This window comes from Kribbella antibiotica (assembly GCF_004349055.1).
Classification (GTDB): Bacteria; Actinomycetota; Actinomycetes; order Propionibacteriales; family Kribbellaceae; genus Kribbella; species Kribbella antibiotica.
Genome location: NZ_SMKX01000078.1, coordinates 26,730 through 37,826, shown reverse-complemented (window position 1 = coordinate 37,826; position 11,097 = coordinate 26,730). Strand labels below are relative to the sequence as shown.

Genomic DNA, 11,097 nt, shown 5'->3' with positions numbered 1-11,097 from the left:
GAGTTGCTGGGGGTGGACTCGCGGGTGATTCCGGCGCATGAAGCCAAGCGTGGGGTGGTGCATCAGAACGTGGGGGTGTTCTACGCGGTGCGGGTTACTGGTGGGGTGATTCGGCCGGAGGCTAATGGGGAGACGGCGGAGGCTGTGTGGACGCCGGTTGAGGAGGTCTCGGGGCTGGACCGGTCGGCGGTGGTTGATGTGGGGGTTGGGTTGGTGACGCAGCGGCCGGCTAGTGGGCATCTGGGGCCGGTGGTGGTTGGTGGGTTGGTTCGACACTGAGGCGATTCTTCAACGCAGCAAGGTGTTCGAGGGTCAGGCCGGCCGCGAGCAGGTAGGCGGGCACGTCCAGGTCAGCCAGGATGGCGCGCATGGTGGATGCCTGGGGTTGGTCGTGTTCCCACTCGGCGGGGGCGGTGACGTAGTCCTGAACTATGACCTCAGTCGGTACGCCGATGGCTGCGAGCGTGAGGGCGATTACCAAGCCGGTGCGGTCGCGGCCGGCGTGGCAGGCGACGAGGACTGGGCCTGGTGGAGCTTCGGCGATCGCGGCGATGGCTCGGGCGAAGCGGTGGGGGTAGTTGTTAACCAGGGCCTGGTACTGGATCAGCAGGTCATCGCTACCGATCGCCGGGTCGGCGGGATCGTTCAGGGGGATGTTGAGCCAGCGGGGGTCCGCTCGGTACGGGGACGGGAAGGTCTCGATCTCCCAGACGTCTCGGACATCGACGATGCGGGTGATCCCGTAGGCGTCCAGTGCGGCTAGGCCTGCAGCGGTGAGCTGGTCGAGGTTGTCGCTGCGGACGAGACCGCCCAGGTCTCGGGTGTTGCGGCAGTTGGGCCAGCTGAGGGGCGTCGGCATGGAGTCGATCATGCCCCGGTGCGCATGGCACCGGGGCATCAAACCTCAGGCAGCAGCAGTCGCTTCCACCAGCTCTTCGGCGGTCGGCTGGAGTTGCGGACTGGCCAGAGTCAAGAACACGTTGGCCACGGAGAAGAGCGCAGCCACCAGGAGTCCCCGAGAGAAGCCGGATTCCAACGCGTGCTGCTGAGTGGCACCGTGGGCTAGCTCGGCGGTGGCGTGGCTGACCGAGAGCGTGGTGACTACGGCCAGGCCCAGTGCGCCGCCTACTTGGTACATGGCGTTGACGACACCAGAGGCCGCGCCAGCCTCAGCAGGGCGCACCTCGGAGACGGCAGTGATCTGGCCGGGGACTCCGACGCCGAGGATGCCGAAGCCGAACAGGATGAGGCCAGGCAGGAGCTGTGTGGCGTAGCTGCCGGTCGCATCGGCCTGGGAGAGCCAGAGGAGTGCAGCGGCGCTCAGTACGGCGCCGCCGAGCTGGACTGTCCGAGTGCCGACTCGCTGCACCAGTTGGGATGCCAGTACGGCGCCAACGATCGCCGCACCACCCATGGGCAAGAAGTGGAGGCCCGCTTCGAGTGCGCTGTCGCCACGGACCTGCTGCAGGTAAATGGCTGTCAGGAAGAACATGGAGAGAAACGCTGCGCCGTTGAGTGACAGCGATGCGCCGGACACACTCAGCGCCCGGGAGCGGAAGAGGCGCAGCGGGACGAGCGGAGCGGCCGACCGCCGTTCGACGAAGACGAAGGCGACCATGAGCGCCACTCCGGCTGCCAGTACGCCGATGACCTCGCCGGAACCCCATCCACGCGGCTCGGAGCGCACAACGCCGTACACGATGGCCATGAGGCCCGCCGTACCGAGTAGTGCGCCCGGGATGTCGAATGTGCGTGCGCCTGTGTGATGCCGGACGTCGGGAACGAAGACGGGGATCAGTGCGACCAGTGCGATGACGATGGGCACATTGACGAAGAAGACCCATTGCCAGCTGAGTGAATCGACCAGTACGCCGCCTGCGACCACTCCGAGCGTGCCGCCGAGACCCGCCAGGCCGCCCCAGACACCCATGGCGATGTTGCGTTCGCGGCCGTGCGCAAACGTCATGGTGAGGATCGCCAGCGCAGCAGGTGAAAGCAGTGCGCCCCCAAGACCCTGTACGGCGCGGGCGCCGATCAGGAACTCGGGTGAGCTGGCGAGGCCGGCCACGAGCGAGGTGACGCCGAAGAGGAGTAGTCCGCCGACGAATACCCGGCGCGCGCCGAGCAGGTCGGACATCCGGCCGCCGAGGAGAAGGAAGCCGCCGAAGAGCAGCGTGTAGGCGTTGATCACCCACTGCAGGGAGTCGGCCGAGAAGTTCAGGTCCGTCTGGATGTCGGGCAGGGCGACGTTCACGATCGTCACGTCGAGCACCACGATGAATTGGGCGAGAGCCAGTACCGCCAGGGTGGCCCAGGGACTGCGTCGCATTCCGACCTCACTAAGTCTACGTCGTATGTATACGCTGTATGCGTACAAGGTAGACGCTAGGTCTACGGTGTAAACTTGTCAACGTGACCGCGAAAGAACCGCCCCGCCGCCTGGATCCGCAGAGGGTCATCGACAGCGCGCTGACCCTCGCTGACGAGGAGGGCACCGCCGCCGTCACGCTGCGGCGGCTGGCTCAGCTGCACGGCGTCACACCGATGGCGCTCTACCGGCACTTCAAGGACAAGGACGACCTGCTGGCCGCCCTCGGCGACCGCCTGCTGTCGAGCGTCGCGCTACCGGAGCCCAGCAACGAGCCATGGGACCAGCAACTGCACGCCGTACTGACGGCATTCGTGACCGCACTGCGCACGCACCCGCGGCTGGCCGACCTGACGCTGCTCAGAATGCTGGTCTCCGAAGACGGACTCCAGATCTCCGAGCGACTCATGGAGATACTCACCGAAGGTGGCTTCGAGGTCGACGACGCGGCAGAGGTCGGGCGGCAGTCGATCTGCTCGCTGATCACCCTGGTGACCACTGACCCGCTGACCCGCGAGGACCACGACCCGGTCAAGCGCGAAGATTCACTGCGACAGAAGCGGGCAGTGCTCTCCGCATTGCCGCCCCGCAAGTACCCGTTGGTCACCGCCGCTGCCGACACCCTGGTGTGCCACAACTCGAGCACCCGGTACTACGAACTGGGGATCGACCTGGTTGTCGCCGGCATCTGCGGCGTCCTGAACAAGTAGCAGCCTGAACAAGGAGTAGAAGCTTGCCCCTCAGCGTCCTGACCTACCTGGAGATGCACAGCCCAGCTGAGCTCATACCGGCGAAAGAGCAGCCAGTAGAGATCAGAGCGGTCGAGGAGGTGTCTCCGGAGTTCGCCCGCTACTTCTACACCGCAGTCGGCGGCCACTGGCACTGGTTCGGCAAGCTCGGCTGGAACTGGGACCAGTGGGTGGAGTGGCTGAGCAGACCCGGTTTCGAGACCTATGTGCCGTGGGTGGGCGGAGTGCCCGCCGGGTACATCGCGCTGCGCGGAGTGGGCAGTGAAGTAGAGATCGAGAACTTCGGACTACTCAAGGGGTTCATCGGCCGCGGGCTCGGCGGCCACCTGCTCACCGCCGGCATCCGGCAGGCGTGGACGCTGGACCAGCGCCACGAAGACGTCGCACCGATCACTCGCGTCTGGGTGAACACGAACACGCTGGACGGTCCAGCCGCGCTGGCGAACTACCAGGCGCGCGGACTGACGCCGTACAAGACTCTGGAAGAAGAGCGTCCGGATGCCGACCGTACGGCGCCTGGGCCGTGGCCGGGCTGGGATGGACCGCCCGGCGTGGTGCGTGAGGTACCGGCGGGCTGACGGCGTTACGCTCGCCAACGGAGTCATACCAATTCAGGTGGAGGTATACCGATGGCGGGGAAGTTCGAGCTCTACAAGGACAAGTCCGGCGAGTTCCGGTTCCGGCTGAAGGCCGGCAACGGCGAGGTGATCGCGACCAGCAGCGAGAGCTACGGCACCAAGGCCGCCGCGCTGAACGGGATCGAGTCGATCAAGAAGAACGCGGCCGACGCGAACCTCGACGATCAGACCGACTGAAACACCAGCAGCACAAGGGGGTTCTCCACAGGCTGTGGAGAACCCCCTTCCTGTTGAGGAGCTTTAGAGGCCGACCTCATGGATGACCGCCCGGACCTCGACCCCGAGTCCCTCGATCCCCGCATCCGGGATCAGCGCGGCCAACTCCTGCGCCCGCTCCAGCGAGGCGACGTCGACGAGGTAGTAGCCGGCCAGGTACTCCTTGGCCTCCAGGAACGGCCCGTCTGTCACCGCCGGTACGCCGTCGCGGACCTTCACGACCGACGTCTTGGCCTGCTCGGCCAGTGCGACCGTGCTGTGGAACTCGCCGGACTCCTGGGTGACCGCCATGAACTTCTCGTGCCCGGCGAAGATGGCCTGCTGCTCGGCTTCGGTCAGCGCGGACAGCACGTCGTTGTTGATGTTCAGGACGAGTAGGTACTTCACGGTGTCTCCTTCAGCTGCAGGCCCGGCCGGGCCCTCTCAATGATGAGTACGGAGCCGATCGCGCCACTTTGACATCGCGATAGCGTCACCCCATGGCTGACCTGAGTCTCACAGATGTCCAGGCCGCCGCCGAGCGCATTGCCGGCGTCGCGCACCGTACGCCGGTCCTCACGTCCCGGACCCTGGATGAGCGGGTCGGGGCGCAGGTGTTCCTGAAGGCGGAGAACTTCCAGCGGATCGGGGCGTTCAAGTTCCGCGGCGCGTACAACGCGATCAGCCAGCTCTCTCAGGAGGAACTGCAGAGAGGTGTCGTCGCATACTCGTCCGGGAATCACGCACAGGCAGTAGCGCTGGCCGGTCGGCTCGCAGGCACCAAGGTGACCAACCTGATGCCGTCCGACGCACCGCCGACCAAAGTCGCCGCAACCAAGGGGTACGGCGCCGAGGTCGTCCACTTCGACCGCTACACGCAGGACCGGGCCGCACTGGCGGCAGAACTGGTGAACGAGCGCGGGATGACTCTAATCCCGCCGTACGACCACTACGACGTGATGGCCGGGCAGGGCACGGTGGCGCTGGAGCTGATCGAGGAGGTCGGCCAGCTCGGCGCACTGCTGGTCCCGGTCGGCGGCGGCGGACTGATGGCCGGCTGCGCGACCGCGGCGACCGCGCTGTCGCCGGGGATCCGGATGATCGGCGTCGAGCCGGCCGCGGGCGACGACCACGCCCGGTCGCTGGCAGCCGGTGAGCGGGTGACGATCGACGTACCGCGGACGATTGCCGACGGCCAGGCGGTCGCGGCCCCGGGTGAGCTGACCTTCGCGATCAACCGCCGGTTGGTGGAGGCGTTCGAGCTGGTCACCGACGACGAGATCCTGGCCGCGATGACGTTCGCGTTCGAGCGGCTGAAGATCGTCCTCGAGCCGAGCGGCGCCAGCGCGCTGGCCGCACTGCTAGCCGGACGGATCCAGGGGCTTCCCGAGCGCGTCGGAGTGGTGCTGAGCGGCGGGAACGTCGGCCTCGAGCGCTTCCAAGACCTGCTCGCAAAAGGCTGAATCCGCAGGGAACTGAGGCGGCCCTGAGCACGCACTGTGCCCGTTGTCACAGAGAGCCACGATCAACTGTGACCCAGGTCACTCCGAAGCCCTCATCTGCTGCCTCCGGCACGCTCAGACGCACCCAGGACACCTGGTGTTCACCAGGACTCCCTGACCCGTCAGAGAGGCCCTGAGGGCCTTTTGGGAGGGTCTCTGTCGATTCGAGGGTTTGCGTCGTGATCATTCTGTTATACAGTCGTCGGCGGTTCGGTAAATAACACGAACTGCACGGATGTCACGCCGAGCTCTGCCAGGCATCCTTGCTCCCCTCGAACAACCATGGCAGAGGTGGGGGACCCAGGAGATTGGGGTTCGACTGTGAGTGGTCGAATCCCTGGGGTGAAGTCCGCGGGAGCGGACCGGGCAAGTTTTCCAGCCCGAACCCGACAGCTAACTCCGTAGGCGTCGGGAGACAACCATGCCCGTCACTGCCCGACGGACGTCGCTTTCGCGCGGCGTCAGCCATACCGAGTCCGCCGCCAATCGGACTTTCGCAAAGCACCGCAGGCCCTCGAAGTCCGCCGTACCGCGCGCTGCAGCAGCCGTCGTTTCTGTCGGCCTCGCCGTCAGCGGTGGTGCCCTGGTCACCATTGCCGCCGCTCCGACCACCGCGTCGGCCGCAGCGCTGAGCCCGGCTCAGGCCCGTGGCCACCAGACGATCAAGAGCCGCCCGCTGCTCCGCAAGGGTGACTCCGGTCCGACCGTGAAGTTCGTCCAGCGCGCCCTGCGCCTCGGCCCGGACGGTTACTACGGCAACACCACCGTCGTTGCGCTGAAGAAGTTCCAGCTCTCCTGGGGCATCAAGGTCAGCGGCACCACCGACCACGCGACCTGGGGTCGCCTCACCTGGGCCGCCAAGCACAAGGTGCTTTACGGCAACAAGGGTGGCGTCAAGGCCGACCTGTTCCGCGCCAAGGTGCTCAAGGAAGCCGCGAAGCTCAAGGGCACGCCGTACCGCTACGGCGGCACGACCACCCGTGGCTTCGACTGCTCCGGTTACACCGGCTACGTCTACAGCAAGTCCGGCAAGAAGATGCCGCGCACCTCGCGTCAGCAGTACGCCGCGACCACGCACATCAGCGCCAAGGCCGCGAAGCCGGGCGACCTGATCTTCTTCAAGAACGGTGGCGGCAGCGTCTACCACGTCGGCATCTACGCCGGTAAGGGCCTTCTGTGGCACTCCTCGAAGCCGGGGACGCCGATCCAGAAGGGCAAGATCTGGACCAAGAGCGTGGCCTTCGGGCGCGTCTGACCTGATAGCTAGGTCCTCCCCCGTCAGCGCGCCAACCCCCCAGGTGCGCTGACCCCGAGACCGGCCGCGGAATCGTCGATCCCCACCCCTCCGACGATTCCCGGCCGGCTCTCTTTATGTGCGCCGCTCTGTTCTGCTTCAGTCGTCGGTGAGCAGGCCGGCCTCGTAGGCGATGATCGCGGCCTGTACCCGGTTGGTGGCGTCCAGCTTCACCAACGTCCGGGAGACGTGCGCCTTCACGGTCGCCTCGCTCATGAACAGCTTCTTGCCGATATCGGCGTTCGGCAGCCCGCTGCCGACCTCGACCAGTACCTCACGCTCGCGCTCGGTGAGCTTGCTGATCCGCGCCTGCCCGACCCGGCGCCGATCGGCGCGCGAATCCTTGGCGTAGTGCCCGATCAACCGCCGTGTCACCGCCGGCGACAGCATGGCGTCCCCAGCCGCGACCACCTTGATCGCCTGCACCAGCTCGCGCGGCGGGGTGTCCTTCAGCAGGAACCCGCTCGCCCCTGCCTGCAGTGCCCGGAACACATAGTCGTCCAGATCGAACGTCGTCAGTACGACGACCTTCGGCGGATCCGGCAGAGCCTGTACGGCGCGTGTCGCGGCGAGCCCGTCGAGCCGCGGCATCCGGATGTCCATCAGTACGACGTCCGGCCGGTGCCGGGTCACCATCGCGGCGGCGTCCGCGCCGTCCTCGGCCTCGGCGACCACCTCGAGCTCCTCGTCGGACTCGAGGATCATCTTCAACCCGGCGCGGACCAGCGCTTCGTCATCCACGATCAGCAGCCGTGTCATCGTTCTCCCTCATCGACTGTCACTGATGCGACAGTCTCGCTCTCCCGGCCGATCGGCCACGGCAACCAGCCCTCGACCCGCCAGCCGCCGGCCGGCGTGGGGCCGGTCGTGAGCCGCCCACCAACCAGTACGACGCGCTCGCGCAGACCGACCAATCCCGCACCGGCGCCTGGGAGCAGTGAATCAGCAGCGACCGGACGGATGTTCGTCACCCTCACCGTCACGCCCTCGCCCCGCCCACCGGTGACCAGCACCTCGGTCGACGCACCCCGCGCATGCTTGTGCACATTCGTCAGCGACTCCTGGACGATCCGGTAGATCGTCCGCCCGATCGCCAGCGGCACGCCGTCTGCCACGGTGATCTCGCTGCTCACGGTCACCCCGGCCGCGCGTGATTCGGCGACCAGCCGCTCAAGATCCGCCGCCTGTGGAACGGGCGCCAGGTCGGCCCCGGCCACGCTCACGTCAGTCCGCAGTACGCCGAGGACTTCGCGCAGATCCTCCATCGCCTGCCGGGCCGTCTCGCGGATCAGCCGGGCCGAACCCTCGACCTTCTCCGGACCGACCGACGGGTTCACCTCCAACCCACCGGCGTGCAGCGCGATCAGCGACACCTTGTGGGCAAGGACATCGTGCATCTCCTGGGCAATCCGCGCCCGCTCACCGAGGCGGGCCTGCTCGGCCCGCAGCTCACGCTCGGCCTCGGCCCGCTCAGCCCGGTCCTGCCAGGACGCCACCAGATCCCGGCGCGCTCCGACGAAGGCACCGATGGCGACCCAGGTCCCGATCAGGAACGGCCCGGTGAACACCGACACCCAGAACGCTTCGTCGAACAGACCGCTGTTGAGGACCAGAGCGACGTACCCGAGGAAGGTCAGGACCACGAGGACCAGGTCACGGCGACGGATCGCCAGCGTCAGCAGGGCCAAGCCGAGGGGGACGAAGATGCCTGAGAGCGCCATCGCGATCACGCCGATGATCGTGACGGTCACCGGGAAGCGGCGGCGCCAGAGCAACGCGACGGACGCGACCACGCCGGCGGCCAGGGTCACCGAGTCTTTGACGCCCCAGCCCGCGCCGCCCGTGCTCGCCTGCGCGACGATCGTCAGCAGACCGAAGAACAGATAGAGGAAGTCGCGGATCCGCGGGGCATGCGTGCGCCACCAGGAGTACCACCGGCGCAGTCGTCGCATTCACCCAGCGTAGTGGCGACGGGTACAGGATCCTCTCCCCCATCCGGTTAGGTTCCGGCCCCGGAGCGCAGACTTTCGTAGGGGGTGGTCGCAGCCGGACGTCCGATGCGCCGAAGGGGGTCCGGGCGGTTGACTCAGTGTCATGATCACCGTCGAGAACCTGACCAAGCGCTACGGCAGCACCACGGCTGTCCAGGATGTGTCCTTCACCGTCCAGCCCGGGAGCATCACCGGCTTCCTCGGCCCGAACGGCGCGGGCAAGTCCACGACGCTCCGGATGCTGACCGGGCTCACTCCGCCGTCGTCCGGTACCGCGACCATCGCCGGTAAGCGGTACGTCGAACTGCCGAACCCGGGTCGGGTCGTCGGGGTCATGCTGGACGCCGCCGCCCAGCACGCCGGCCGCACCGGCCGCGAGACGCTGGCGCTGAACGCGAGCCTGCTCGGTGTTCCGAAGGGCCGCGCGGACGAGATGCTTGAGGCTGTCGGCCTCTCGCACGCCGCGAAGCGCCGTGTCGGGCAGTACTCGCTCGGCATGCGGCAGCGGCTCGGCATCGCGAACGCGCTGCTCGGCGACCCCGCCGTACTGATCCTCGACGAGCCTGCGAACGGCATGGACCCCGAGGGCATCCGCTGGATGCGCGGGCTGCTCCAGGACTTCGCCTCGCGGGGCGGCACGGTGATCCTGTCCAGCCACCTGCTGGGTGAGGTTCAGGCAACCGTCGACCGGCTGGTCGTCATCGGCGGCGGCCGGATCGTCGCCAACGGTTCGCTCGACGAGCTGCTCGCGGGGACCGGCACGCTGGTCCGCGGCCTCGACCCGATCGGCCTGAACCAGGCGCTGACCGCGGCCGGCCTGAGCGTCGAGCCGGGCCTCGACGGCTCGCTGCGAGTCGACGCCACCGCCGAGCAGGTCGGACGCGCCGCCGCTGCGGCCGGTCAGATCCTGCTCGAACTCCGCCAGAGCGACGGTGCCGGCCTGGAAGACCTGTTCTTCCAGCTGACCGCCACCCCCGCGGCCGCCTGATCACCCCTAAGCCCTGGGCGAGCGCAGCGAGCCCAGCATTAGCACAGTTGGAGCAGAACACCATGACCACTCTCACTGAAACAGCGCCGGCGACTCCGGCCAAGCACAAGGCAGCCGCCGGTACGGCGCTGCCGCCCGCGCGCGGCCAGTCGTTCCTGAAGCTCGTCACGATCGAGCTGCGCAAGTCCCTGGACACCCGGAGCGGCCGGGTCCTGGTCGCCGCGATCCTGCTGATCGCGCTGGCCGCGATGACCTGGCAGATCACCCACCTGGGCGAGGGCACCGTTGGTTTCGACGCGTTCCTCAGCGCCGGGTCGGTCGGCACCATGCTGATCCTGCCGGTCATCGGCGTGATGGCGATGACGTCTGAGTGGACCCAGCGGACCGCGCTGACGACTTTCACGCTGTCGCCGCGCCGGGTCCGGGTCCAGCTGGCGAAGTTCGTCTCCGCCATCGCTCTGAGTGCGGTCGTCATGACCGTGGTCGTCGCCTTCGGCTTCGTCTACACCGCGCTCACCGCAGCGCTCACCGACCACGCCACCACGTACGCCGGTCTGGGCGGGCAGCTCGCCGGTGCCTACCTGACGATGGCGCTGAACGTGGTCATGGGTGCCGCCTTCGGTGCGGTGATCGCCCAGACCGCGGTCGCGATCCTGGTCTTCTTCATCGCCCCGACCGCCTGGTCGCTGGCCGGACCGGCCCTATTCAAGGACAACGCGAACTGGCTGGACGTCTTCTCCGCCTTCGGCCGGATCGCCGAGCGCAACCTGAACGGGATGCTGCCCGAGACGCTGACCGCGATCGGTGTCTGGGTCGTCCTACCGACCGTCCTCGGACTGTGGCTTAGCTCACGCCGCGAGGTCAAGTAACACCCACAAACACGGCGGGGTGGACCGGTCTGAGGGGTCCGGGCCACCCCGCCGAGCCTGTGATCGGACGTCTTCGGCGTCCGTCAGGGGGCCGGTGCGTGTGTCGATCCCCAGCTCCGGGTATCCTTGAACCACGATTACTGACGACTGATCCGTGGGCGCCACGCAGCGTACCCGGTTGACTTGTGCGAGGGGGTCGACGCTATGGGGCGCGGCCGTGCAAAGGCCAAGCAGACGAAGGTCGCACGCGACCTGAAGTACCGCACCTGGGACACCGATCTCGACCAGCTCAAAAAAGAGCTGGCCGGCGGCGAACAGAGCGGCACCGCTTCTGCGAACGGTGACAACGACGGCGACGACAGCGACGCCGACGACTACCATCCCCGTCGGTAAACATCAGCCCGGCTGAGCTGCTCAGCGCCCCCGTGGGTGGCTGAGCAGTTCTCCGTGTGTCCGACGTAGTACCACCACACCAGCACCAGGCGGTGATGTTGTGTTGCCAA

Annotated in this window: 14 protein-coding genes and 1 riboswitch; of the genes, 9 read left to right on the top strand and 5 right to left on the bottom strand. The window is 67.4% G+C overall.

From position 1 onward, the window contains the following. A partial coding sequence (locus E1263_RS43760) for a hypothetical protein (protein WP_238161498.1) occupies window positions 1–279 on the top strand: 279 nt, incomplete at its 5' end. Here the strand turns inward: E1263_RS43760 and E1263_RS24480 are convergent. Both E1263_RS24480 and E1263_RS24475 read right to left on the bottom strand, forming a co-directional pair. Continuing rightward, window positions 230–859 carry a tyrosine-protein phosphatase gene (locus E1263_RS24480; RefSeq protein ID WP_165956736.1) on the bottom strand — a complete coding sequence of 210 codons (630 nt, stop codon included), beginning with the start codon at window positions 857–859 and terminating at the stop codon, window positions 230–232. The genes E1263_RS43760 and E1263_RS24480 overlap by 50 nt on opposite strands. 45 nt (window positions 860–904) lie before the next feature. Then, entirely contained in the window at window positions 905–2,329 is a 1,425-nt protein-coding gene (locus tag E1263_RS24475) for an MFS transporter (RefSeq protein WP_132171274.1), read from the bottom strand. Window positions 2,330–2,412: 83 nt separating this feature from the next. On the opposite strand from E1263_RS24475, the gene E1263_RS24470 reads away from it, so the two are divergent. From E1263_RS24470 to E1263_RS24460, 3 genes are read left to right on the top strand one after another with little or no spacing between them, the layout of a single operon-like run. Further along, window positions 2,413–3,078: a TetR/AcrR family transcriptional regulator gene (locus E1263_RS24470; RefSeq protein WP_132171272.1), complete on the top strand. Its 666-nt coding sequence runs from the start codon at window positions 2,413–2,415 to the stop codon at window positions 3,076–3,078. 23 nt (window positions 3,079–3,101) lie between these two features. Continuing rightward, complete coding sequence (locus tag E1263_RS24465; RefSeq protein WP_202869031.1) at window positions 3,102–3,695, top strand: GNAT family N-acetyltransferase; 594 nt, start codon at window positions 3,102–3,104, stop codon at window positions 3,693–3,695. A 51-nt stretch (window positions 3,696–3,746) separates the two neighbouring features. Beyond that, window positions 3,747–3,932, top strand: a complete 186-nt coding sequence (locus E1263_RS24460) for a YegP family protein (RefSeq protein WP_132171270.1) — start codon at window positions 3,747–3,749, stop codon at window positions 3,930–3,932. A 63-nt stretch (window positions 3,933–3,995) separates the two neighbouring features. Here the strand turns inward: E1263_RS24460 and E1263_RS24455 are convergent, their stop codons facing one another. Continuing rightward, complete coding sequence (locus tag E1263_RS24455; RefSeq protein WP_132171267.1) at window positions 3,996–4,358, bottom strand: YciI family protein; 363 nt, start codon at window positions 4,356–4,358, stop codon at window positions 3,996–3,998. Between the two features lie 92 nt (window positions 4,359–4,450). Here E1263_RS24455 and E1263_RS24450 point away from each other — a divergent pair, with 92 nt between their 5' ends. Further along, a complete protein-coding gene (locus E1263_RS24450; RefSeq protein WP_132171266.1) occupies window positions 4,451–5,413 on the top strand; it encodes a pyridoxal-phosphate dependent enzyme in 963 nt (320 codons plus the stop codon). A 293-nt stretch (window positions 5,414–5,706) separates the two neighbouring features. Beyond that, a riboswitch (cyclic di-AMP (ydaO/yuaA leader) is annotated at window positions 5,707–5,874 on the top strand. After that, window positions 5,874–6,707, top strand: coding sequence for a C40 family peptidase (locus E1263_RS24445; protein ID WP_132171264.1), 834 nt, complete (start codon window positions 5,874–5,876; stop codon window positions 6,705–6,707). It overlaps the preceding riboswitch by 1 nt. Window positions 6,708–6,845: 138 nt before the next feature. On the opposite strand, the gene E1263_RS24440 is transcribed toward E1263_RS24445, so the two are convergent. Together E1263_RS24440 and E1263_RS24435 are read right to left on the bottom strand one after the other, a co-directional pair. Beyond that, the gene (locus tag E1263_RS24440) at window positions 6,846–7,505 is read right to left on the bottom strand and encodes a response regulator (RefSeq protein ID WP_132171262.1); all 660 of its coding nucleotides are present in this window, start codon (window positions 7,503–7,505) and stop codon (window positions 6,846–6,848) included. Beyond that, the gene (locus E1263_RS24435; protein ID WP_132171260.1) at window positions 7,502–8,698 is read right to left on the bottom strand and encodes a sensor histidine kinase; all 1,197 of its coding nucleotides are present in this window, start codon (window positions 8,696–8,698) and stop codon (window positions 7,502–7,504) included. The genes E1263_RS24440 and E1263_RS24435 overlap by 4 nt, the downstream gene beginning before the upstream one ends. 142 nt (window positions 8,699–8,840) lie before the next feature. On the opposite strand from E1263_RS24435, the gene E1263_RS24430 reads away from it, so the two are divergent. From E1263_RS24430 to E1263_RS24420, 3 genes are all read left to right on the top strand, one after another. Continuing rightward, window positions 8,841–9,725 carry an ABC transporter ATP-binding protein gene (locus E1263_RS24430; RefSeq protein ID WP_132171258.1) on the top strand — a complete coding sequence of 295 codons (885 nt, stop codon included), beginning with the start codon at window positions 8,841–8,843 and terminating at the stop codon, window positions 9,723–9,725. A 62-nt stretch (window positions 9,726–9,787) separates the two neighbouring features. Then, window positions 9,788–10,594, top strand: coding sequence for an ABC transporter permease (locus tag E1263_RS24425; protein ID WP_132171256.1), 807 nt, complete (start codon window positions 9,788–9,790; stop codon window positions 10,592–10,594). 204 nt (window positions 10,595–10,798) lie between these two features. After that, window positions 10,799–10,987 carry a DUF3073 domain-containing protein gene (locus E1263_RS24420; protein WP_132171254.1) on the top strand — a complete coding sequence of 63 codons (189 nt, stop codon included), beginning with the start codon at window positions 10,799–10,801 and terminating at the stop codon, window positions 10,985–10,987. The last annotated feature ends 110 nt before the right edge of the window (window positions 10,988–11,097 follow it).

Excerpts from the sequence above, each read along its gene's own strand:
- E1263_RS24480 (WP_165956736.1), bottom strand. The coding sequence starts at position 859 with ATGCCGACGCCCCTCAGCTGGCCCAACTGCCGCAACACCCGAGACCTG.
- E1263_RS24475 (WP_132171274.1), bottom strand. The coding sequence starts at position 2,329 with ATGCGACGCAGTCCCTGGGCCACCCTGGCGGTACTGGCTCTCGCCCAA.
- E1263_RS24460 (WP_132171270.1), top strand. The coding sequence starts at position 3,747 with ATGGCGGGGAAGTTCGAGCTCTACAAGGACAAGTCCGGCGAGTTCCGG.
- E1263_RS24450 (WP_132171266.1), top strand. The coding sequence starts at position 4,451 with ATGGCTGACCTGAGTCTCACAGATGTCCAGGCCGCCGCCGAGCGCATT.
- E1263_RS24445 (WP_132171264.1), top strand. The coding sequence starts at position 5,874 with ATGCCCGTCACTGCCCGACGGACGTCGCTTTCGCGCGGCGTCAGCCAT.
- E1263_RS24440 (WP_132171262.1), bottom strand. The coding sequence starts at position 7,505 with ATGACACGGCTGCTGATCGTGGATGACGAAGCGCTGGTCCGCGCCGGG.
- E1263_RS24435 (WP_132171260.1), bottom strand. The coding sequence starts at position 8,698 with ATGCGACGACTGCGCCGGTGGTACTCCTGGTGGCGCACGCATGCCCCG.
- E1263_RS24430 (WP_132171258.1), top strand. The coding sequence starts at position 8,841 with ATGATCACCGTCGAGAACCTGACCAAGCGCTACGGCAGCACCACGGCT.
- E1263_RS24425 (WP_132171256.1), top strand. The coding sequence starts at position 9,788 with ATGACCACTCTCACTGAAACAGCGCCGGCGACTCCGGCCAAGCACAAG.
- E1263_RS24420 (WP_132171254.1), top strand. The coding sequence starts at position 10,799 with ATGGGGCGCGGCCGTGCAAAGGCCAAGCAGACGAAGGTCGCACGCGAC.